This is a genomic window from Rhizobium sp. ZW T2_16, from assembly GCF_044987325.1.
GTDB lineage: Bacteria > Pseudomonadota > Alphaproteobacteria > Rhizobiales > Rhizobiaceae > Neorhizobium > Neorhizobium cellulosilyticum.
Genome location: NZ_JBJDRG010000003.1, coordinates 63,322 through 85,885 on the forward strand (window position 1 = coordinate 63,322; position 22,564 = coordinate 85,885).

A 22,564-nucleotide genomic window follows, 5' to 3' on the forward strand; every position below is an offset into this window, starting at 1 on the left:
ACTCCTCGGCAAAAACCCGGACGCCTCAGATCGGCGAGAACAGGTCCATGAGCTGCTGGCCGACCGGCGGCTGTTGAATTTCGGTTACGCGACCGCGGCCGCCGTAGGAGATGCGCGCCTCGGCGATCTTTTCGTAGGAGATCTCGTTCTCCGAATCGACGTCCTGCGGCCTGACGATACCGGCCACGTTCAGGATGCGGATCTCATGATTGACACGCACTTCCTGCGAACCGCTGATCAGAAGGTTCCCGTTTTCGAGAACGCCGGTCACCACGGCCGCTACGAGCAGGTTCAGCTGTTCCGACCGGGTTGTCGACCCCTTGCCGTCGGAATTGGATTCGCCGTTGAAGCCAAAGGAAGAATCGGTCTTGGGGTTCCATCCGAAAATTGTGGCATCGGCCTTCCACGCGGTCGTCCGGTCGTTGCTCTTTTCAAGCTTCGTCTCGTTGTCGAAATCAGCCTTGTCGTTGATCTTGATCGTGACGGTCAGGATGTCGCCGATATTGAGCGCGCGTGCGTCCTTGAACAAAGCGGCCTGGCTGTCGCTCCAGAGCGAATAGCCATTGTTCATGTTGTGCGGGCGCTTAGGATAGGAAGCCAGCTGCGGCGCCTGACTGAACTGCAGGCCACTGCCGATGGGGCTCATCGACGGTGCATTGCCGACTTCCCTAATCGTCTGGGGCGTTTGCGAGCATCCCGAAAGAAGCGCCACGGTAGCAAGGAGTGCAGGTGCGAGTTTGGTCATGACGGATCTTTCGACGTGTTGGGATCCGCTGCACTGGCGATGATGGACGCAACGGCCGCAGCCTTCTTGGCCTCCATCTCACTCAATATCAGACCGGATTGGCGGGGCGGCAGCCGCATGACGATTGCGGCGGCAAGCCCTGCCTGCATTTCGGACAGCTGCGGAGCAGCAGTGTCAGGCTTCATGGTCTTGAAGATATCGACCAGGCCGTTTTCGGCCTGCTTCATGAATTCGTTGCGCCGGCCGATCCAGTCCTCGTATTCGGCCTTGCGGGCCTCCATCACGGCTATGCGATCATCGACCTCGGCCTGAAGTTTCTCAAGGTCCTGTTTCTGCAAGGCATAACGGCGATCGCGCGCCGCGTCGGCAATATTGCCGCAGAATTGCTGGACTTCGGTCTCGCTCGTCATCCCGGTCGTGTCACGAACCTGCTCCTGGGCGTCGGCCGAGGGCAGCGCAACGAGCAGCCCCAAGAGAGCGAGAACCGGAAGTGCAACCGAGGAGCGCTCCCATGGGCGCAACCGAGCCGGAGATGAAGTGTCTGGGCCAATCATTGCAGTACTAGCTCCGCTTGCAGCGCACCTGCAGACTTGATCCCCTGCAGGATCGCAATAATTCCATCAGGCTTGACGCCGATGCTGTTCAATCCTGCCACCAGCGAGCGCAGATCCGGACCCTCGAGAACTGCAACCGGACCACCAGTCTTCTCGGCCATGATGTCCGTCTGCGGCTGGACGTAGGTCTCGCCGCGCGAGAAAGGCAGGGGCTGCACGACCTGAGGCATTTCGGTAACCTGTACCGTCAACGTTCCATAACTGACCGCGACCCGGGAGATGCGGACATCCGCGCCGATAACGATGGTTCCCGTCCGTTCGTTAATGACGACCTTGGCGGGTGTGTCGGTTTCGACGGCAAGGTTCTCGATCCTCGCCATGAGGCGAGCGAGATCTTCCTGCGGTGGCTTCTGCACGGCGACGACCTGGGAATCGCGCGCTTCGGCAATCGGCATGCGATAGGTACTGGTGGAGAAGGAGTTGATCGCGTCAGCAACGCGGATTGCCGTAGAGAAGTCCGGATTGCGCAGCTGAAGAACAAGATTGCCCGAATCCTTGAAGCGCGAAGGCAATTCCCGCTCGATGATGGCGCCACCGGGAATACGGCCGGCCGTAGTAATGCCTTCAGTGACGGTGGCGGCTGCGCCTTCGGCCAAGAAACCGGAAACGACGACTGCGCCCTGTGCAACGGCATAGATCTGTCCATCGGCACCCGTGAGCGAGGTCATGACAAGTGTTCCGCCGCGCAGCGAGGTGGCGTCACCGAGAGAGCTGACGGTCACGTCGATGCGGCTGCCGGGACTGGTGAAAGGCGGGAGGTTCGTCGTGACCATAACGGCCGCAACGTTTTTGGCGGCCGATTGACCGCCTTGCGTCGAAATACCCAAGTTCTGAAGCATCGCGCGCATTGACTGGTCGGTAAACGGCGAGGCACGCAAGCCATCGCCGGTTCCCTGCAGGCCGACAACGAGACCATAACCGATGAGCTGGTTATCACGCCCGGCCTGGAGCGATACCACGTCCTTGATACGCGCATTTGATGCCGCTTCGACGACAGACGCCGCAGCAAAAAGCGCCAGCAGGCTGGCGGCGATCGTTGTTAGCAGTCTACCGATCATTTCTGGACAACCTCGACATTTCCGTCAGCCCTCACCACGCCGGTGACGGTAACTCCACTCTCAGTGTTTCGGACTCGGATCGAGTCTCCGGTCATGGCATCCTGCAGAGCCGATCCGGCAGCCGAAATCGTCAGGCCGCCAACATTGAACATGATACGGATCGCCTTGCCGCGCTCGATCGTGTAGGGCTCACGCAGCGAGGAAACCGGGATAGTCCGTCCCGCCACCAGCGTCCGCTTTGCCACCTTGCCGATGACATCTGTGACGCTTGACGTGTATCCGCCGGCCAGGTTCGGATTGGTCACTTCGACCTCCATGACCTGGCTTGAGGAGATAATATCGCCCGGGAAGATCGTCGATGTGGGAACGACGGCATAAAGAGGCTGGGCAACCGCGACCTGCGATCCGGCACCAGCGATGAACAGCAGTGACAGGATAGCCCCGCCGACAGCCGACCGAAGTGCATTTACACTAGGAAACATCATGTTTGCCCGCCTCTTAATCCGTTACTTCAGATTCTTACTGACGATCTGAGCCATCTCATCCGCTGTCGTGATGACCTTGGAGTTCATTTCGTAAGCGCGCTGTGCAGAAATCAGGTCAGTGATTTCCTTGACGGAATCGACGTTCGAGCTTTCGAGATAACCCTGCTTCAGATAGCCGTAGCCGGTATCCAGCGGCGAACCGACAACTGCATCGCCGGACGCTTCCGTGACCGCGAAAAGGTTGTCGCCCAGCGGACGCAGACCTGCATCATTGGCAAAAAGCGCCACCTGCAGCTGACCGACCTGTGTCATGTTATCCTGTTCGCCGATGCGAACCGAGACGGTGCCGTCCTGAGCGATGGTGACTTCGGTCGCGTCCTGCGGAATGGTGATCGCGGGAATGACGCCGTAGCCATCGATCGTCACCAGACGGCCGTTGGCATCCTTGTTGAATGCACCGGCACGCGTATAAAGCGTCGTACCGTCCGAGCCTTCGATCTGGAACCAGCCATTGCCGACGATTGCGGCATCAAGCGTATTGCTTGTCTGGGAAATTTCACCCTGTTCGAACAGCTTGCGAACAGCCGATGTCTGCACGCCGAGACCGATATTGGCGCCTTCCGGCACAACCGACTGGTTGGCGCGGTTGGCGACGCCTGCGGCGCGTTCGGTCTGGTAGAGAAGGTCGGTAAACTCCGCCCGGCCGCGCTTGAAGGCGGTCGTGTTGATGTTGGCGATGTTGTTGGCGATGACTTCGAGGTTCGTCTGCTGGGCATTCATACCCGTTGCAGCAATGGCGAGTGCTCTCATGGACGTGAAACCTCTTTATCCTAGATCTGCATTTTGGAAATTTCGAGATAGGCCGATACGACCTTGTCTCGAAGGGCGACCGCGGTCTGGAGCGTGCGATTGGCTTCCATGACAGCATCGACGACTTCGCGCGTATCTGCCTTGCCCTGAATGCCGGCAAAGGACATCGCTTCGCCTTGCTTCACGCTATCGAGCGCACCCTTGGCGGCATCAGCAAGAAAACTGCCGAATGTCGGCCCCGCAACACCGGTTGCAACCGTACCGACGGCGGCGCCCAGCATGTTCGACATGCTGCTGGAGGTGGTCTCCGTCTGGTCGAGGCCAGTGGACTTTTTCAGCGCACCGATGCTTGAAATGCTATCGATCATAGTTAACCTTTCAACAAATCGATTGTCGACGAGATCAGATCCCGCGTCTGCTTGATGCTTTGCAGGTTTGCCTCGTAGCTGCGGTTGGCTTCGCGAAGGTCGGCCATCTCGATCAGCACATTGACGTTCGGATATTTGACCATGCCCTGCGCATTTGCAGCGGGGTGGTCCGGATCGTATTCCTCGGTGAACTTGCCCTCATCAGCGCCGATCTTCTTGACATCCACCATGTTGATGCCGCTGGCGCGATCCATCTCATTGCCGAAGGTGATGATCTTGCGACGATAGGGATCCGCACCCGAGGTGTCGCCGGTCGTACGTGCGTTTGCGATGTTTTCAGAAACGACGCGCAGGCGGGTGGACTGGGCTTCCATTCCACTACCTGCGATCTTGAGCGAAGCGATCAAAGAGTCCATTTTTATTTACCCAATGCCGTCAGCATCATCCTGTTGATATTTTGAACGAGGAGGGTGTTCAGCTCGAACTGCCGCTTGATCTCGCCCATCTTCGACATTTCCGACGCCAATGAGACCGTATTGCCGGATTCCTGGACGCCTATCTCCTGATTGAGCTTAGAGTCCTTCAGCTCAACCCGACCATTGCCGGCGATGTCCGCGGTCATGTGAGCCGCATTCGTTCTGGCCATTTCCATGGACCCGAGACCACTTGCAGACTTGAGTTCGGCATCGAAAGGCGTCAAATCCTTGGAGACGTATTTCGGCGTGTTGGCGTTGGCGATGTTCGTCGTCGTCACCTGCTGTCGAACGGACAGCCATTCCGCCTGTCGAGACGCAAGCTCGAACAACTGAATCGGCTGCATGGTCATGGTTGTTCTCCATCTTGTTGTCCCGGACGCTAGAGAGACAATCTTGCGCGGGACTTGCGGTAGGCGCAGCCCGCCGATTTGCCGTATCCGCACGCATTTTCCCCCTCGCTAAACCAAACAGGTTCGCGCAAGCCCGGGCTCTTAACTGTCTCCTTCAAATCGCCACAGCTCTCCCGCGCGGGGGCATGCGCCGTATCCGTAAATCAGGAGACATCCATGCAATCCGGTATCTATGTCGGCATTTCCTCGCAGATCGCTCTCGAGCGTCGCCTCACCACGATCTCCGACAATATTGCCAACATGAATACGGTCGGCTTTCGTTCGACTGAGGTGAAGTTCGATCAGATCCTCAGCCAGACCCAGAACGAGAACAACACCAAGATCGCATTCGTCTCCCAGGGCAATGACTACCTCTCCATGCGTAATGGCGAGCTTGAGCAGACCGGGAATTCCCTGGATTTCGCCGTCAAAGGCGACGCGTGGTTCGCCATTCAGACTCCTCAAGGTCAGGTTCTGACACGTGACGGACGGTTTTCCATGTCGCTTACGGGTGAACTCATTTCGACGAATGGCTACCCCGTTCTCGATGGCGGCGGCGCTCCGATCCAGCTCGATCCGAGAGCCCCGACACCAAAGGTCGGCCAGGACGGACGCATCATGCAGGGCGACCGCGCGGTCGGACAGATCGGCGTATTCTCGGTCGACATCGACAAGGGTTTCTACCGCGCTGACAACAGCGGCATCATCCCCACCGACACGCCGCAGGCGGTCGTCGATACCATGGGCGTCGGCGTCATGCAGGGCTTCCTAGAGCAGTCCAACGTCAACGCCATCGGCGAGATGACCCAGCTGATCCAGGTGAACCGCGCGTTCGAAAGCATTTCCTCGCTGATGAGCACCAGTGAAGACAACTTCTCATCCGCCATGAGAACGCTGGGCGGTAGCCAGTAGGACGCACGCGGATGACGACGACGGCCCAATCCGATTTTCAGCCGGTTAGCGAACCGGTCACCCCACCAGTCGTGATGCCACGACTGGAACGTCTGTCGGACATGGCGGCGCATTATGCAAATCCTTCGAGCGTCCTGTCCTGGGGCGGTCGGGTGAGGATGATCGCGGCCGGATATTACACCGTCAGTGGCCTTTCCAGACATGTTCGCCTTGGCGAATTCGTTTCGCATCAGAGTGCTACTGGCGCGCATATGGGCGAGGTCGTGCGTGTCGAGCCCGATCTCATCTATGTCTGCCCTATCGAGCCGGGCGAGCCGATCGGTGTCGGCGATCTCGTGCTGCGTACCGGCGAATTCCGGCTGGCTCCCAGCGACAGCTGGTGCGGTCGAACGATCAATTCACTCTGCAGACCGATCGACGGCAAGGGTCCACTGCGGGAAGGCTCGGTGCAGCGTTCAATCAACACCCTGCCGCCGCCATCCATGACCCGCAGGCGGGTCGATACCTCGTTCCGCACCGGCGTGAAGGCGATCGATATCTTCGCCCCTATCTGTTACGGGCAGCGTCTGGGCATTTTCGCTGGTTCAGGCGTCGGCAAATCAACGCTTCTATCGATGCTGGCAAAGGCAGATGCCTTCGACCGGGTGGTCATAACGCTGGTCGGCGAACGTGGTCGCGAAGTGCGCGAGTTCATCGAAGATACTTTGGGTGACAACGTTGCCAAAGCGGTGATCGTCGTCACCACCAGCGACGAAAGCCCGATGCTGCGCAAGATGGCCCCGCTGGTGGGCATGACGATCGCGGAACATTTTCGTGATCAGGGACTGAACGTGCTGTTCATCGCCGACAGCGTGACGCGATTTGCGCATGCGATCCGCGAGGTCGCGATCGCCGCCGGCGAGCCGCCGGTCGCGCGAGGCTATCCGGCTTCAGTATTTACCGAGCTGCCGCGCCTTCTGGAACGTGCCGGCCCCGGCATCGAAGGCACGGGCACGATCACGGCAATCATCTCGATCCTCGTCGACGGCGACAATCACAACGACCCGATCGCCGACTCGACCCGCGGTATCCTTGACGGACATATCGTGCTTGACCGTGCACTTGCCGACGAAGGCCGGTATCCGCCGGTCAATCCGCTCTCCTCGATCTCGCGTCTCGCCCGCAAGGCATGGACCGGGGATCAGGAACGGCTGGTCTCCAGATTGAAGGGGCTGATCAGCGTTTACGAGGAGACAAAGGATCTTCGCCTTATCGGTGGCTACAGGCCCGGCGCGGATCCCGATCTCGACATGGCCGTCAAGCAGGTGCCGATTATCTATGACGTGCTGAAGCAGTCACCTGGCGATGCGGCGGTCATCGACGCCTACACCGAACTCGCCAATGCCCTGAAGGCATCTCTCAGCAATACCAATCGCCCAATGCCGGCAGGAAAGAGATGAGCATGAAAACCAGGCTCTTTGGTAAAACCAGACCCGGCAGGCATCAAGCTTCAGGGCCGGCAACGACTTTAGACAAGCCGATCGACCGCTGGCTTGTCGCCTCGCTGGTCGGATTCTCGATGTTGTGCGCCGCCTTCCCCTGGTATGTCTTCTTCAACCAGGAGAAATTCGGGGTCAACGTAGCCGGCTGGGAAGGGCTTCGCGACGTTCGCCACGCGCGTCCAGCCGGTGAGGCCGGCATCGGCGCAATGCGTGATCCGCAGCAGGACGAAGTCGAGCGCGCACTTCTGCGCGAGATGGAAACAGACCGGCTGACCACCGCTGCAATACCGTCGACGCCATCCGGTAACGGATCGGATGCAGGCGGCTTCGAAGATCAGGCGTTTCCCGGCGGCACTGAATTCAAGCTGCTGCATGTCGCCAACGGCCGCGCACTGATCGAAAACGGCAACGGCATTTTTCTCGTCCAGATCGGCTCGAAGCTTCCGGATAGCTCGCGTCTGGCAGGCTTGCGGCAACGCAATGGCAAATGGGAAATCGTGACCTCGGCAGGCAAGGTCTATGGCGAATAGCTGCGCCGGATCTCCTCAGCGGCGTTCGAGGCCATTCGGTCGCATCGCCCCGCGAACCACAACAGTCTCACGCAAGGCAGCTGCCTTATCGGTTTAGTCTAGGACAAGCGTTGGATACGAGCTTACAATGAATCTTATTATCGGATTTGTCATCACGGTCGGCTGTATCATTGGCGGCTACATGGCTATGGGCGGGCATGTCGCGCTCCTCATGCAGCCGTTCGAACTGGTCGTTATCGGTGGTGCGGGCGTCGGCAGCTTCATCATGGCGAACCCGATGAAGGTGCTAAAGGATTCCGGCAAGGCGATCGGCGAGATCTTCAAGAATGCCGTTCCCAAGGAGCGGGCCTATCTCGAAGTGCTCGGCGTGCTTTATTCGTTGATGCGCGACCTGCGCACCAAATCACGTAACGAGATCGAAGCGCATATCGACAATCCCGCAGAATCGCCGATCTTCCAGTCAGCGCCATCGGTTCTGAAGGATACCGAACTTACCTCCTTCATCTGCGACTATGTCCGACTGATCATCATCGGCAACGCACGCTCCCACGAGATCGAAGCGTTGATGGACGAAGAGATCGAGACGATCCTTCATGATCGCCTGAAGCCGTATCATTCGATCCAGCTGATGGGCGACGCCTTCCCAGCGCTCGGCATCATCGCCGCGGTTCTCGGCGTCATCAAGGCGATGAGCCATATCAACGAATCTCCCGAGGTACTCGGCGGCCTGATCGGTGCGGCTCTCGTCGGCACGATGCTCGGCATCTTCCTTTCCTACTGCCTGTGCAACCCGATCGTCTCGCAGATCAAGATCGTGCGCACCAAGCAGCACCGGCTTTACATCATCGTCAAGCAGACCCTGCTTGCCTACATGAACGGCTCGGTACCGCAGGTGGCGCTTGAATACGGCCGCAAGACGATCTCCTCCTCCGACCGTCCGTCGATCGACTCGGTCGAGCAGGAAATGATGAAGCCCGGCGGCGACACGAAGGCGGCTTAACGACAATGACCAGCAACAACCAAGCTTCGCAGGCACAGCCAGCCATGGAGCGGGCACTCCTGGCCCGCCTGACGGGTTCGCTCGGCGACCAGAAAACGCTGGAGCGTCTGGCCCAGGATTTCGGTACTCTCTACCAGAGCTTCCTTCCGGACGTGCTGCAGAGCGAGCTCGGACTTTCGGTCGAAGTTATCTTCGCTGGATACAGATCCGGCCTTATGAGCGAGCTGGTTGGCAGGCTGGGCGATAATGTCGTGCTGGCCGACGCAACCTTGCGCAACTGGTGCCCGAAATTCGTCATCGCCTGCGACAATGCCTTCGTCATCACGCTGATGGAAAACATGCTCGGCGCAACGCCGGATTCGATTTTCCAACCGCCGCGCCGGGCTCTGTCACAGATCGAGCTGGATCTTTCGACGATGGTCTTCGACAAGATAGCTCAGGTATTGCGCTCCGGTGTGAACGCACCGGGCGGCTTCGAAACGACGATCGAGAGGCCTCACAATGCCGATGCAAGGCCGATGCTGGAAGACGAAGAGGCCGATCCCTTCGCCATGTCCATCCGGGTCGAGCTGAAGCTAGGCAAGATCGCTTCCGAATTCTTCCTCGTCATCCCGCAGAAATATCTGCTCAAGACGACCATTACACTGCCGAAATCGAAGGGTGACTTCTCCCGTGAGCAGGATGCCTGGTCGGAAAGCATGTCCGAGCAAGTTCGCCGGTCACGGGTAACGCTGGAAGCCAAGATTTCCCTTGAGTCCCTGACACTCGAGACGATTTCCAAGCTTGTGGCAGGCGACGTGATTGCCTTCCGGGACAAGGAAGAGATCATCGTCGATGTCAGTGCCAATGGGCGCGAAATGTATAACTGCGAGTTCGGCAGAAGCGGCGAGAACTACACCGTCCGCGTCAAGGACAATGTGAGCAACGAAAACGACATTTTGAAACATCTGCTTGGCTAGGGCAGCGGACCTCCGGGGCTTGGTGGAAAAACACCGATAGTCGATAGATTTGGAACGGGAATGCTAATTTCATGGCGACAAAGAAGACAGCTTCGACGGAAGAAAATGAACTGAACCCATCGGATTCGGACTTCGATTTCGACAATGCGGTCAACGAACTCCGTGGCGTGATGAAACACGATGCCGACGGTACGGCGCCGGCAGCTGACGACAGTTTCGGCTTCGACTTTCCGGCCGGCGGCGAAACGAACTCCGAATTGCCTTCATTCGGCGATGTTGCCACCACGAGCGATTTTGGCGGTGACAACGACTTCGGGGCAAGCAGCGATTTCGGCGGGAGCAGCGATTTCGACTACTCCATGCCCGAAAGCAAGCCGACTGCTGGCTCGGGGCTTAACAGCAACCTCGATCTCATCATGGATATCCCCATCGATGTTCATGTTGTGCTCGGAACCAGTCGCATTTCGGTGTCGAATCTGATGAACCTTCAGGAAGGCGCCGTCGTGGCGCTCGACAAGAAGATCGGCGAACCGGTCGATATCACCGTCAACGGGCGTCGCATTGCCCGTGGTGAGATCACGGTTCTCGAAGACGACGACACCCGCTTCGGTGTGAAGCTCATTGAAGTCATGAGCTCCAAAACTTCCTGATCCAGGAAGTCGGAAGCAAAGAGGAAAAAGACCATGATGGACTTTGAAGACTTCGGCGGGGCATTGACAGACAAACCTCTTTCCCAGGCGGAAAAGGCAGCAGCAGTGCTGCTCGCCATGGGAAAGAATGTCGCCGGAAAGCTGCTCAAATTTTTCACCCAGGCAGAACTGCAGGCAATCATCGCCGCGGCGCAAACATTGCGCACCATTCCGCCGAATGAACTTGCACAGCTCGTCAACGAATTTGAGGACCTGTTCACCGAAGGTGCAGGCCTTATGGACAACGCCAAGGTCATCGAGAGCATTCTCGAGGCTGGCCTTACCCCGGAAGAAGTCGACAGCCTTCTCGGTCGACGTATGGCTTTCCAGTCTTACGAAGAGTCCATCTGGGACCGGTTGCAGGAAGCCGATCCCGATTTCATCGCGACTTTCCTGATGCGCGAACATCCTCAGACCGTGGCCTACATCCTTTCGATGCTGCCGTCCGGTTTCGGTGCAAAGGTGCTGCTGAAACTGCCCGACGGCCAGCGCGCGGACATCATGAACCGCACGGTGAACCTGAAGAACGTCAACCCGAAGGCGGCGCAGATCATCGAGAACAAGGTCGTCGACCTGATTACCGAGATCGAACGCGAGAAGAACTCCGTCGGCCCGATGAAGGTCGCGGAACTGATGAACGAACTGACCAAGCCCGACGTCGATACGCTGCTCAATTCTCTCGAGGAGATCAGCCAGGATGCCGTTGCCAAGGTTCGTCCGAAGATCTTCCTCTTCGAAGATATTCTCCTCATGCCGCAGCGCAGCCGCGTGCTGCTCTTGAACGACATCTCCGGCGAAGTGCTGACGATGGCGCTCAGAACCTCTTCTGCGCAGCTGCGCGAAAGTGTCCTGTCGTCGATCAGCCCTCGTTCTCGCCGCATGATCGAATCCGATCTGCAGGTCGAGATGCCCGGCACCAATCCGCGCGAAATCGCGATTGCACGCCGCGCCATCGCACAGGAAGCGTTGCGTCTCGCCAATTCGGGCCAGATCATCCTCAAGGATCCCGAAGCCCAGGCAGAGGGAGCGGCGGCCTGAACGAGGCCGTGACACCAATCCCGCGCGCCCGGTTCGGCGCGCGGCACCATATCGGTCGCTGTTGATAACCGCGATACCGCCGGGGCTTAACGATTGCCCCTTTTCGATCCCATGAATAATGTCTGATGACCGCTTGCGTATCGGTGCGGAAACCTAGGGTTTCCTATCGATGCATCGTTATAGGTTTCTGCAGCATCCCTTTTGCGGGGGACGACTGCAGGTTTCGGGGTCTGCTCCAGGGCCGTCAGGAAGGCGCTCGTGTCCGACGATCAGGACAAGGACAGTAAAACAGAAGACCCGACAGAGAAAAAGATCCGGGACGCGATGGCCGAGGGTAATACTCCCTCGTCACGCGAAGTTCCTATCTTCGCGTCCTCTCTCGCCTTCTATATCTATCTGGTCTTCTTCCTTCCGACGGGTGCAGCCAGGCTAGCGGAAACATTGCGCGATTTGCTTGAACAGCCGGATCAATGGCGAATGCAGACCGCCAACGATCTCGTCTCACTGTTTGTCCGCCTGATGTGGGATGCGAGCGCGATGCTGCTTCCGGTGGCGGTTTTGTTCATCATATTCGGACTGGGATCCAATTTTGCCCAGCACATGCCAGAATTCGTACTGAAGCGTATAACGCCCCAGTTCAACCGGATATCGCCGGTAAAGGGATGGCAGCGCCTTTTCAGCATGGCGGGACTGGTCGAATTCGGCAAGTCGATGTTCAAGATCATCGTCGTCTCCGTCGTGATGGTTCTGGTTCTGCGCAGCGATTATTTCCGCTCGCTCGATGCCCTCTTCTCCGATCCCCAGGTGATGCTCGTCGAGATGATGGCGATCATGAAGAAAATCATGATCGTAATCCTGTTTGCGACCGGCATTCTTGCCATAGCCGACTACATGTGGACGCGCCATCACTGGTATTCGAACATGCGAATGACCAAGCAGGAAGTGAAGGACGAATTCAAGCAGTCACAGGGCGATCCGCTGATCAAGGCTCGCATCCGCTCCATCGGCCGCGATCGCGCACGGCGGCGGATGATGACCAATGTTCCTCGCGCCACGCTCGTGATCACCAATCCTACTCACTATGCGGTGGCACTCCGTTATGCCCAGGGAGAAAACGAAGCTCCGATCGTGGTCGCGAAAGGTCAGGATCTGGTCGCGTTGAAGATCCGCGAAGTGGCGCAGCAGAACAATATCCCAATCTTCGAGGATCCACCGCTGGCGCGTTCAATGTTCGCGCAGGTCACCGTCGATGGCGTTATCCCGCCGCCCTTCTACAAGGCCGTTGCCGAACTTATCCATCGTGTCTATGCGGCAAGAGCAAAACGCGGCCGGCGATAGCGGCAGAAGAAATCAGGTAATGTAGCCGAGCCTGATCGCCTTTGCGATCGCCTGGATACGGTTGACGGAATCGAGCTTGATCGTCGCCGAACCGAGATAGGCATTTACGGTGTGGACCGAAAGGCCGAGCTTTTCGGCAATCTCTTCGCTGATGCGACCATCGCCCGCCAATTGCAGGCAGGCAATTTCCCGCTCACTGAGCGATTCCGCCGGCACGTTGCGCCGCTCGTCCAATGCCAGCAGATCCATCATGATCTGGCAGCTTTCCACATGCTGGTCTATCACGGATCCCGCATCAAGCGTGAGATGCTCGGCGAAGAACGCAACGTAACCGTTCCCGAGAGCACCCAAGCGGACGGGGAAAACAACGCCCGAAAATGGCAACACAGCGGTCTCAAGTCTCCGGATAAGCGGTGTGAACTCGCCGGCATCCATGGTGCTGCCGGAACCATTTCCACTCCATACCAGAGGGAGAAGCGACATCTCGACATGATCGAGCAATATCTCTTCAAACTCTCCGAGAAGCCGGTTGCTGTTTTCAACCGCGTTCGGTCCCCAGTTCTCCAGTTCGCATACCAGCTTTCGCTTATTCGGAAGCCCGGCTCCCGAGATCCGGAAAACAGCAAAATTACGAGCCTTGAGGCTTTTCTGCATGGCGACGAGTTTCGGAAAGATATCCGATCTGCTTGATCCACGCTGCAAGCGGAGATGTTGAACGCTCCCCGGTCCGTCAGCGGTGCCGCCTCGCGAATAGCCCATTCCGTTGCCGCCCTATACCAGATTGTTGCGAACCGCGTAGGCGATCGCCTCGGAGCGGGTTTTGGTAGCAGTCTTGCGCATCACGCTAGTGATGTAGTTGTTGATGGTATTTCTCGAAATTCCGAGTATGACCGCAATCTCGTCGCTGGTCTTGCCTTCGGCGATCCAGAAAAGGCATTCCAGTTCTCGTTCGGTCAGCTCGAAATCACGTTCGGTGCGGGATTCCACGCTTTCGACAAAGCTTGCGCCATAGGCGGCAAGAAGCCCAATTTCGCGTAGATGTTCCTGCGAAAGAATGACGCCCTCGACAAACAGAAGCATCAAGGAAAAACGTGTGCGGCCGACCGAAAAGGTCAGGGCGCAATACTGGCGGCTCAATTTTTCAGGCAGGACAATTTCGTCCGGCAAAAGCGCAAAGCTCGGTGTCAGAACGGCGAAACATTTTTCAAGCTCCGTCGACCGCGTGTAGGCACTGGCCAATTCAGAGCCGAGACGACGAACGAGATCGAAGGGCCAGTTCGAGGTCACGATGAAATCGAGACCCTGTTCCTGGATGAGATCGTAACGAGCAAGCAGAAAATGGGACGCCCCGACGTGATCGGCGAGCAATCGCATGATCACCTGCAGATTTTCCGAACCGGCCAAGGCGGAAAGGCGGCGCACCAACTCATTACGAGACATTACTGGAGTGCGATCATTCTCCGGAATAGGGCGTCCTTGCGCCGATACATCCATGCCCGATAACTCCATTCGTTATCTGCTCCTGCTGCGTCGATTAAGACCTCGCCTGAAGAAGCCTATCCGAGTTCCTGTTACCGACACCCGCTGCACCCCTTGCTGAGGGGTTATGAAACCGCCGACGAATCACGGTCAGTTTAAGAGAAGCCCACACAATTGCCATCATGTGCTGGGCGAATTTCCCCAGATGCTGCGGGAGTGTCACATCTTAGGTTAAAGTGACGCAGACGAATTGGTTCCAATTTCCGCAAAAAAGGGCCGGATTTGCATCCGACCCTTTGCATCATGTTTCCGTGATCTACCCTTAGGCTGCTTTTTCGAAGGCCCACTTGCGGAGGATTTTCGCTGCACGCTCTTCGGAAATCTCGACCATGCGGGCAAGACGTTTTTCCGGGCCTTCCTTGACGCGGCGGTTGAAGCCATCGCCTTCGTCGTCGCCCATGAGGTCGTTGCTGCCATCGAAACCGAAGTCTGCGCCGAAACCGTCCATAAGAGCGGGGCTGCCGCCGGCCGGAGAGAAATCGGGCAGTTCCAGGCCGGCACCTTCGCCGATCGTTTCTCCCGATGCGCTCGTACCGGAAACCGTGCGAACCAGAGGGCGCAGGCCAAGCCAGATAACCAGGAACGCGACACCGAGGAAAGCCAGCGAGTTGATGATGCCGCCGAGGTTGCGAGTAAGAACTTCCGTGACGCTCGGGCCGGTAGCGGTTTCTTCAAGCAACTGGCTTTCGAGGAAGTCCATGGCCGTGAGGGTGATCACGTCGCCACGATCCGGACTGATGCCGGCGGCAGAGGTCACGATCTTCTGCATCTCGGCGAGGTAGGCGTCAATCTTGGCCTGATCAGCAGGTTCTCCGACCATCTGAGCGATACGGCCCCTGTTGACCACAACGGCAACCGACACTTTTTCAATCAGATAGCTGTTGCGCGTCGTGGCAATGGTCTTCTGGTTGATTTCGTAGTTGGTCTGCTCTTCACGCTTGTCGGACTTGTCGGAAGACTTCGGCCCGTTATTGCCACCCTGGTCAGGTGCCGCCTGGGGAACATTCTGCTCGACTGTCGATGCGTTGTCGTCAGCCGACTGCTGCGACTGCGCGTTTTCACGCGTCGCGCGGACCGAACGCTCTACACGTGAATTCGGATCGTAAACGGTCTCCTGGGTCTGCTGGCTATCCGTGTTCAGGGCGGCCGTGACGCTGGAGCGGAAATTGTCCATGCCGAGGAACGGCGCGAGAGCCTTGTCGATATTGGTCTCGATTTCGGACTGGACAGACTGGACGATACCAAGCGAGCGGTTGATCTGATTATTGCCACCGTCGTCGCCCGAAGCAAGCAACTGGCCGGTGGAATCGAGAATCGTTACGTCCTCGACGTCGAGCCCGGGAACGGCCGAAGCGACAAGGTGACGAATTGAAGATGCGGCCTTGCGGCCGGTCGACGATCCCGCACGGATCATCACCGAGGCCGTCGGCTTCTGTTGTGCGCGCCGGAAGTTTCCGACATCGGGCATGACGATGTGGACGCGGGCGGCGGAGACGCCGCTGATCTGCTGAATCGATCGGGAAATTTCGCCTTCAAGCGCGCGGACGCGCGTAACTTCCTGCATGAAGGACGTCAGGCCGAGCGAGCCGACATTGTCGAAGAGTTCATAACCTGCGTTGGAACTGTTTGGCAGCCCGCGTTCCGCCAACAGCAGACGCGCCTTGCTGGTGCTGCCGACCGGAACCTGGATGCTTTTGCCGTCGGAACCGACTTCAAAAGCCAGGTTGGCTTCTGCAAGTGCCATGCTGACCTGATTGAGATCGCTGGACTCAAGGTTCACGTAGAGTGTCTCGTAGGCAGGCTTATTAACAAACATCGCGGCGGCAATGACGATCGCGATTGAAATCGCACCTGCAGCGGCCAAAGCAATAAGTTTTGTCTGACCGAGAGATGCCAGATTTCTAGAAATTTGTGAAAATTGAGCTAACAGATTCATTCTGTTCCCACATCGCCGAACACGGTTATAGAGCTACTGCCCAGGCGCACCCTATGAGGCGAAGCTTGTGCGAGCGTTTCGGCAATTTGGAATGTGGGGGTGCAGACGCGAAAGTTTGCGAGCAGCGCGTCAGCCTACAAGATCAGAAGAAGTCGAAGTCGCCTGCTGCCTTGGTCAGCGGCTGCGAGTGACCATGCCGCATGCCGTTCGCCAGAGATCTCTGCATGTCTGCCAGCTTGACGAGGCTGAGCGCCGTGGAAACATCCACCTTCCACTCATTGGGAATGGATCCCGTAATGGTATCGATGAATTCAGCCAGACCGCGCGTTTTCTGCACGGCAAGATCGATGCCCTGCAAGATCTTCATCGTGTCGGGCGACTGCAATACATTCTCTCCGCCCACTTCGAGAATTTGCGGCTCCACCCGCTCGATCAGATATGCAACATCGTGCAATTCGGAAACCAGCCGCATCAGAACATCCGGCAAAGCCTCCTCGAGGGCAGAGATCTGCGGCGTAACAATGTCGTTCATGGCCATTCCAGAATAAGAATTGAGGTGACGATCAGAAGAATTCGATAGCGTTGTCGACTGGCTTGGGTGGCGTGCGGACAGGGCGCTGTTCAAGCGCAACTGTTCTTTGCGTTTCCGCGCCCGTCAGCGGGTATTGTCTGGCACGTCCGTGGACGGGCCAATATTCAAGCTTTCTTCCGTGCTCTCCGCCGGTCGACGAGCCGACAACCTGAATGCCTTCGTCCCTCAGGAACTGCATGGCAAAGGCTGCGTTCTGTTCGCCGACATTCGAGAAGCTTGCGATCGTTTTTGCGCCGCCGAAGACCTTTGCCTCCAGCCGGTCGCGCCGGGCGCCCTTCTTCAGGAGACCGTTGATCAACAGCTCCATCAGATGCACGCCATAGCGCGTCGCATCACCTCCCGATGCCATGGCCCCGCCCGAGCCAGGCAACAAGAAGTGGTTCATGCCGCCGACACCGGCGACTGGATCACGAAGACACGCGGCCACGCACGATCCAAGTATCGTCGACAGGACGACGTCAGGGTCGTCAATGACCTTGTACTCTCCCTGGATGATATGGACGCGCCTGGACGCGATAGCATCATTCATTTTAGGGCTCCGAACACCGCCTCGATAGCGGCCTTCATCTTTTCGATGGTGAACGGCTTGGCGAGAACGTTGTTGGCGCCGAGCTGGGCTGCCTTCTGAACCAGAGCGCGATCGCCCTGAGCCGTCAGGATGATGAAGGCTGCCTTTTTGGTTGCCGGGTTCGAGCGAACGGCCTGCAGGAAACCAATGCCGTCCATGTTCGGCATGTTGAAGTCGGAAATGACCAGGTGATGCGGCTGTTCGGACATGATCTTCATGCCCTGTACGCCATCGCCGGCGGAGGTGATCTGCTTGAAGCCGAGCTGTGTCAGAGCATCGCTGAGCAGCAGGCGGCTGGTAACCTGATCGTCGACGATCAGAACTTTGATTTTTTCAGCGAGAGACATTTATTCGGTACCTTCTTTTCGGGCGGCAGTTAATTTCAAAACTTCTTCTCCAATGGAGCCCAGGGGCAACTGCTGCTCGACGGCACCCAGTTCATAGGCAACCCTCGGCATCCCATAGACCACACAGGTCTTCTCGTTCTGTCCGATAGTGCGTGCGCCGGCGCCGCGCATCTTCAGAAGTCCGGAAGCCCCGTCGCGCCCCATGCCGGTCAGAATGACGCCAACCGCGTTGCGGCCGGCCAATTCCGCAACTGAATCGAAGAGTACATCGACCGACGGCCTATGGCCGTTGACGGGTTCCTTTTCGATCAGCCGGCAGCATGGCGCTGACGGATTTGCCACCTGCATGTGTCGTTCACCACCGGGCGCGAGATAGATCTTGCCGATCTCCAGGCGTGCGCCATCGGTCGCTTCTTCCACTACAGGAGCGCAGATACGATTAAGACGTTCTGCAAAACTTTTCGTAAACGTCGGAGGCATATGTTGAGTGATTACTGTCGGCGGGCAGTTCTGCGGGAACTTTTGCAGCACCGTAATCAACGCTTCCACACCACCGGTAGAAGATCCGATCGCGACAACTTTGCGTCCCACACGGTATTCATGAACCGACATTGGCGGCGCAACCGGAGCGGGCGCGGATGTTGCCGTAAACCTGCGGCCCGAGCGGGCAGCCGCCTTGACCTTTTCGGCAAGATCCATGAACGGACGCCGTTCGCCCGGAGCAGGCTTGCCGACGCAATCGAAGGCGCCGATCTCAAGTGCTGCCAGCGTCGCGTTGGCGCCGTGATGCGTCATCGTCGAGACCATGATGACCGGCATCGGCCGCAGGCGCATGATCTTTTCGAGGAACTCGAGGCCGTTCATGTTCGGCATTTCGATATCGAGCGTGACGACGTCCGGGTTCAGCTGCTTGATTGCGGCACGCGCCTCCATGGCATCGCCGGCCTGACCGATGACGCTAACCTCCGGATCGGAATTCAGCACAGCGGTGATCAGGCCCCGCATAGTGGGGCTGTCGTCCACGACGAGGACGCGTGCGGGCGCGCTCATGCCTTCCTCCCTGCATGCTTTCCGATATAGCGATAGGTGGTGATCCCGATATTGTCGAAGAGATGCTTCGCATCACCCGACACGCGCTCGGAATGGCCGATATAGAGGTGACCGGCATCTGGAAGCAGCGATGCGAAACGGGACCAAATCTTCATCTGCGTCGGTTCATCGAAATAGATGACCACGTTGCGGCAGAAGATAACGTCAAAACCGCCCTTGAATGGCCACTGAGCCATCAGGTTCAGTTCGTTGAAGGTGATCAGCTTCTTGACGCGATCGTCAATCTGGCACTTGCGGCGGCCGTTGATATCGACGTCGCGGAACCATTGCTTGCGCATGGCCGGCGAAATGCTCTCAAGAGCGTTCTCGTCATAGGCACCGGCTCGTGCCGTTTCGAGGATCTTGGGATCGATATCGGTCGCCAGAATACGGAAATCGTAATCGGCGGCGTTCGGGAACATCGCGAGTACGGTAAGCGCGATCGAATAGGGTTCCTGCCCATCCGAGCAGGCAGCCGACCATATGCGCACACGTCCGCCGCTCTTGGCACGGTTGATAAGGCCCGGCAAGACTTCGTCACGCAGATGTTCGAAATGATGGTTCTCGCGGAAGAAGCGAGTGAAATTCGTGGTCAGATGCGACAGCATCTCGCGACGAACAGCTGCGCCTTCCGGCGATGAGACAAGCTCGCAATATTCGCGAAAACCTCTCAAGCCCAGATTGCGGATATGCTTGGAGAGACGCGAATAGACGAGAGAAGCCTTGGAATCGTTGAGATAGATTCCGGCATCGGCATAGATCATTGCAGCGATTTCGGAGAGATCACGGCGCTTCAGCGGATATTCTCCGCTCGCCAATACCTCATCCGGCGACTGCCGGCTATCAAGCGCGCCCAACGGCATCATGCAGCTTCACTTTCCTTGTCGTGAGCTTTCTCGGGGAAAAGGGCTTCCAGCTCGATCAAGCAGATCATTCGCTTGTCGATGGCCAGGATGCCCCTTGCGTATTGCTTCTCCAGGTCCGAGGAGACTTCCGGAACCGGCTGGATATTATCGTCGGTAATCGTAAGGATATCGGAAACGGCCTCGACCAGCAGGCCGACAACCTTGCTCTTCACCTGCGCGACGATGATCACGTGGCGCGGGGTCGGTTCTGTTTCCTTCATGCCGAGCCGGGCCGACATGTCGATGATCGGCAAAACCGCACCGCGCAAGTTGATCACGCCCCTGACATAGGCGGGCGCATGCGGCATCGGCGTGGCCTGGGTCCATCCGCGGATTTCGCGGACGGACATGATGTTCACGCAAAATTCCTGATCGCCGATACGGAAGGCAATAAGCTCCCGGGCACCCTGCGACAGAGACTTTACGGCATAAGATACGCTCATGACCCAGGTTATCCTGCTGCTGCGAGCGACATTTCAGGCTTCAGCGACTGACCGCGAGAAGCACCGACGACCGCATCGACGTCGAGGATGAGCGCCACGCGTCCATCGCCGAGGATGGTTGCGGCGGCGATACCCGGAACGTGGGTGTAGTTCGCCTCGAGCGACTTGATGACGACCTGGCGCTGGCCCTGGATCGCATCGACCATCAGGGCGCGCTGGCCACCGCCTTCGGATTCGACCAGAAGCGCGACGCCATCGACTGGATTGGCCTGGTTGGTGCGGAAGTTGAGGATGCGACCAACATCGACCAGCGGGCAGAACGAGTTGCGGATCGAGATGAGCCGCTGGTTCGCGCCAAAGGAGTGAATGGCAGAGGCTTCCGGCTGGAGCGTTTCAACGATCGCCGTCAGCGGCACGACCAGCGTCTGGCCGGCAACGGTGACGACCATGCCGTCGAGGACGGCGAGTGTCAGCGGCAGGCTCATGGTGAAGGTCGAACCGAGGCCCGGGCGCGAGGAGATCGAGATGCGACCACCAAGTGCCTGGATCGAACGCTTGACGACGTCCATGCCGACGCCGCGGCCGGAGATGTCGGAGATCTTGTCGGCGGTGGAGAAGCCCGGCGCGAAGATCAGGTTGTCGATTTCTTCATCCGAAAGGTTTGCATCGGGGCTGATGAGATCGTTGTCGATCGCCTTCTGCTTGACGCGCTCGCGGTTGATACCGCCGCCATCGTCCTGCAGTTCGATGAGGATGCGACCCGAACGATGCTTTGCGGAAAGCTTGATCGTGCCTTCCGGATCCTTGCCGGCGGCTTCTCGCTTTTCCGGGCTTTCGATGCCGTGGTCGACGGCATTGCGGATCATGTGGGTGAGCGGCTCGGCGATCTTGTCGATGACCGTCTTGTCGACTTCGGTGTTTTCGCCTTCGGTGACGAGGCGGATCTGCTTGCCGACCATGTCGGCCACTTCGCGGACGATACGCGACATGCGCTGGAAGACCGGCTTGACCGGCTGCGCGCGGATCGCCATGACCGAGTCCTGGATTTCGCGGGTGAGCTGCTGCAGCTCTTCCAGACCCATGTTGATCGAGGACACGCCGTTATTGTCGTTCTCGATAACGCTCTGCGAGAGCATCGCCTGGTTGATGACGAGCTCGCCAACGAGGTTGATCAGGCGGTCAACGCGATCGAGATCGACGCGGATCGTCTGGCCGGCCGAAGATGCGGCGGCTGCGGCGTTGTTCTGGGTGGCAGCAGCAGCCGCGGCGGCTGCGGCGGCAGCGCTTTCCTTCTTTTCGACGGCAGCATTGACGGCCTTGACGACGCTCGCAGAAGCTTCTTCCGTCGCAGCGGTCTCGGTCTGCGGGGTCGGCTCGGCCGGCTCGTCGTCCAGTGCAGAGAGATCGAAAGGCACCGGGATCATCGGTAGCTGCTCGCCTTCCGACACTTCGGCCGGCTTGACCTCCAGCTCACAATCCCACTCGGCGAATTCGAAGACCGCACGGACTTCTTCCTCGGACTTCGGCGTGGTGATGGAGATCTTCCAGCCGAAATAGGATGCTTCCGGATCCATGTTTTCCAGCGCGGGAAGCTGATCCATATCGCAGGCAATGCCCATCTCGCCGAAGCGGGAAAGATCGCGCAGCAGAAGCGCCGCTTCGTTGCCCTTGGAATAGAGTTCACGCGTCGGCTTGAAGGTGACTTCGTAGGTGAACTGTTCGACCACTTTCTCTTCTTCGCCGAAACCGTCGAAGGTGAAGGGGATCGGCTGGAAACCGCTGTCGTCAGTCGGCTTTGCAGGAGCAGCAGCAACGGGCTTTGCAGCCTTCGGTGCCTCGGCGGCCGGCAGAGCTTCGCCGTTGGCCAGAGCCTCCAGTTCCTTCACCAGTCCACGCGTACGGCTTTCCTCGACGCTGCCGCCATCACGCGAGCAGGTCACGAGGTCGGCGAGCACGTCGGCCGACTTGAGCATGACCTTCAGGACATCCTGGTTCGGCTCCAGCTTGTTGGAGCGCACGCAGTCCAGCGTGGTCTCGAAGACGTGGGCAAAGGCCACGAGCTCTTCCAGACCGAATGCACCGGCACCACCCTTGATGGAATGAACGGCGCGGAAAACGGCGTTGACCGTCTCGGGATCGCGATCCCCATCGTTCAGCTTGAGAAGACCGGATTCCAGTTCAGCGAGCTGCTCTTCGCATTCCTGAAAAAAGATCTCTTTGATTTCGTTCATATCCATCGGAAGAATTCCCGGT

At 58.2% G+C, this 22,564-nt stretch carries 26 protein-coding genes; 8 read left to right on the forward strand and 18 right to left on the reverse strand.

Annotation, left to right across the window (positions count from 1 at the left end):
- Positions 1-25: 25 nt before the first annotated feature.
- Genes flgH through flgB form a run of 8 tightly spaced genes read right to left on the reverse strand, consistent with a single transcriptional unit; the run spans position 26 to position 4,900 of the window.
- Entirely contained in the window at positions 26-745 is a 720-nt protein-coding gene (flgH, locus tag ACI3K0_RS10210; RefSeq protein WP_148144390.1) for a flagellar basal body L-ring protein FlgH, read from the reverse strand.
- Complete coding sequence (locus ACI3K0_RS10215) at positions 742-1,299, reverse strand: MotE family protein (protein ID WP_246435961.1); 558 nt, start codon at positions 1,297-1,299, stop codon at positions 742-744. Before ACI3K0_RS10215 ends, flgH begins: the two co-directional genes overlap by 4 nt.
- Positions 1,296-2,417, reverse strand: a complete 1,122-nt coding sequence (locus ACI3K0_RS10220; protein WP_148144391.1) for a flagellar basal body P-ring protein FlgI — start codon at positions 2,415-2,417, stop codon at positions 1,296-1,298. The genes ACI3K0_RS10215 and ACI3K0_RS10220 overlap by 4 nt, the downstream gene beginning before the upstream one ends.
- Complete coding sequence (gene flgA / locus ACI3K0_RS10225) at positions 2,414-2,902, reverse strand: flagellar basal body P-ring formation chaperone FlgA (protein WP_183823319.1); 489 nt, start codon at positions 2,900-2,902, stop codon at positions 2,414-2,416. Before flgA ends, ACI3K0_RS10220 begins: the two co-directional genes overlap by 4 nt.
- A 21-nt stretch (positions 2,903-2,923) precedes the next feature.
- Positions 2,924-3,712, reverse strand: coding sequence for a flagellar basal-body rod protein FlgG (gene flgG, locus ACI3K0_RS10230; RefSeq protein WP_148144393.1), 789 nt, complete (start codon positions 3,710-3,712; stop codon positions 2,924-2,926).
- Between the two features lie 20 nt (positions 3,713-3,732).
- Positions 3,733-4,080: a flagellar hook-basal body complex protein FliE gene (locus tag ACI3K0_RS10235; protein ID WP_148144394.1), complete on the reverse strand. Its 348-nt coding sequence runs from the start codon at positions 4,078-4,080 to the stop codon at positions 3,733-3,735.
- Positions 4,081-4,082: 2 nt separating this feature from the next.
- Positions 4,083-4,496: a flagellar basal body rod protein FlgC gene (gene flgC, locus ACI3K0_RS10240; RefSeq protein WP_148144395.1), complete on the reverse strand. Its 414-nt coding sequence runs from the start codon at positions 4,494-4,496 to the stop codon at positions 4,083-4,085.
- A gap of 2 nt (positions 4,497-4,498) precedes the next feature.
- Entirely contained in the window at positions 4,499-4,900 is a 402-nt protein-coding gene (gene flgB / locus ACI3K0_RS10245; RefSeq protein ID WP_148144448.1) for a flagellar basal body rod protein FlgB, read from the reverse strand.
- Between the two features lie 222 nt (positions 4,901-5,122).
- Between flgB and flgF the strand changes: the two genes are divergently transcribed.
- The 8 genes from flgF (at position 5,123) to flhB (ending at position 12,892) form a co-directional block, all read left to right on the forward strand.
- On the forward strand, positions 5,123-5,857 hold the full coding sequence (gene flgF / locus ACI3K0_RS10250; protein ID WP_148144396.1) for a flagellar basal-body rod protein FlgF: 735 nt from the start codon (positions 5,123-5,125) through the stop codon (positions 5,855-5,857).
- A gap of 101 nt (positions 5,858-5,958) precedes the next feature.
- Positions 5,959-7,296 (forward strand): flagellar protein export ATPase FliI, encoded by a 1,338-nt coding sequence (gene fliI / locus ACI3K0_RS10255; protein ID WP_373289445.1) that lies wholly within the window; start codon positions 5,959-5,961, stop codon positions 7,294-7,296.
- Positions 7,297-7,298: 2 nt separating this feature from the next.
- The gene (locus ACI3K0_RS10260) at positions 7,299-7,868 is read left to right on the forward strand and encodes a hypothetical protein (protein WP_404945300.1); all 570 of its coding nucleotides are present in this window, start codon (positions 7,299-7,301) and stop codon (positions 7,866-7,868) included.
- A 127-nt stretch (positions 7,869-7,995) separates the two neighbouring features.
- Positions 7,996-8,868, forward strand: coding sequence for a flagellar motor stator protein MotA (motA, locus tag ACI3K0_RS10265; RefSeq protein ID WP_148144399.1), 873 nt, complete (start codon positions 7,996-7,998; stop codon positions 8,866-8,868).
- 5 nt (positions 8,869-8,873) lie between these two features.
- Complete coding sequence (locus ACI3K0_RS10270; RefSeq protein ID WP_148144400.1) at positions 8,874-9,827, forward strand: FliM/FliN family flagellar motor switch protein; 954 nt, start codon at positions 8,874-8,876, stop codon at positions 9,825-9,827.
- Between the two features lie 71 nt (positions 9,828-9,898).
- Positions 9,899-10,477 (forward strand): flagellar motor switch protein FliN, encoded by a 579-nt coding sequence (gene fliN / locus ACI3K0_RS10275; protein ID WP_148144401.1) that lies wholly within the window; start codon positions 9,899-9,901, stop codon positions 10,475-10,477.
- Positions 10,478-10,510: 33 nt separating this feature from the next.
- A complete protein-coding gene (gene fliG, locus ACI3K0_RS10280) occupies positions 10,511-11,554 on the forward strand; it encodes a flagellar motor switch protein FliG (protein WP_148144402.1) in 1,044 nt (347 codons plus the stop codon).
- Between the two features lie 258 nt (positions 11,555-11,812).
- A complete protein-coding gene (gene flhB, locus ACI3K0_RS10285) occupies positions 11,813-12,892 on the forward strand; it encodes a flagellar biosynthesis protein FlhB (protein WP_183823321.1) in 1,080 nt (359 codons plus the stop codon).
- A 12-nt stretch (positions 12,893-12,904) separates the two neighbouring features.
- Here the strand turns inward: flhB and visR are convergent, their stop codons facing one another.
- From visR to ACI3K0_RS10335, 10 genes are all read right to left on the reverse strand, one after another.
- A complete protein-coding gene (gene visR / locus ACI3K0_RS10290; RefSeq protein ID WP_404945301.1) occupies positions 12,905-13,651 on the reverse strand; it encodes a transcriptional regulator VisR in 747 nt (248 codons plus the stop codon).
- A gap of 12 nt (positions 13,652-13,663) precedes the next feature.
- Positions 13,664-14,386, reverse strand: a complete 723-nt coding sequence (gene visN / locus ACI3K0_RS10295; protein ID WP_246435964.1) for a transcriptional regulator VisN — start codon at positions 14,384-14,386, stop codon at positions 13,664-13,666.
- A 307-nt stretch (positions 14,387-14,693) separates the two neighbouring features.
- Positions 14,694-16,367, reverse strand: coding sequence for a flagellar basal-body MS-ring/collar protein FliF (gene fliF, locus ACI3K0_RS10300; RefSeq protein ID WP_183823323.1), 1,674 nt, complete (start codon positions 16,365-16,367; stop codon positions 14,694-14,696).
- A 142-nt stretch (positions 16,368-16,509) separates the two neighbouring features.
- Positions 16,510-16,899 carry a hypothetical protein gene (locus ACI3K0_RS10305; RefSeq protein ID WP_148144407.1) on the reverse strand — a complete coding sequence of 130 codons (390 nt, stop codon included), beginning with the start codon at positions 16,897-16,899 and terminating at the stop codon, positions 16,510-16,512.
- 31 nt (positions 16,900-16,930) lie between these two features.
- Positions 16,931-17,488 (reverse strand): chemoreceptor glutamine deamidase CheD, encoded by a 558-nt coding sequence (cheD, locus tag ACI3K0_RS10310; RefSeq protein WP_148144408.1) that lies wholly within the window; start codon positions 17,486-17,488, stop codon positions 16,931-16,933.
- Positions 17,485-17,874, reverse strand: coding sequence for a response regulator (locus ACI3K0_RS10315; RefSeq protein WP_112508324.1), 390 nt, complete (start codon positions 17,872-17,874; stop codon positions 17,485-17,487). Before ACI3K0_RS10315 ends, cheD begins: the two co-directional genes overlap by 4 nt.
- Positions 17,875-18,924, reverse strand: coding sequence for a protein-glutamate O-methylesterase CheB (gene cheB, locus ACI3K0_RS10320; protein ID WP_183823325.1), 1,050 nt, complete (start codon positions 18,922-18,924; stop codon positions 17,875-17,877).
- On the reverse strand, positions 18,921-19,829 hold the full coding sequence (cheR, locus tag ACI3K0_RS10325) for a protein-glutamate O-methyltransferase CheR (RefSeq protein WP_148144410.1): 909 nt from the start codon (positions 19,827-19,829) through the stop codon (positions 18,921-18,923). The genes cheB and cheR overlap by 4 nt, the downstream gene beginning before the upstream one ends.
- On the reverse strand, positions 19,826-20,311 hold the full coding sequence (locus tag ACI3K0_RS10330) for a chemotaxis protein CheW (protein ID WP_183823327.1): 486 nt from the start codon (positions 20,309-20,311) through the stop codon (positions 19,826-19,828). The genes cheR and ACI3K0_RS10330 overlap by 4 nt, the downstream gene beginning before the upstream one ends.
- Before the next feature lie 8 nt (positions 20,312-20,319).
- Positions 20,320-22,548 (reverse strand): chemotaxis protein CheA, encoded by a 2,229-nt coding sequence (locus ACI3K0_RS10335; protein WP_183823329.1) that lies wholly within the window; start codon positions 22,546-22,548, stop codon positions 20,320-20,322.
- Positions 22,549-22,564 lie beyond the last annotated feature (16 nt).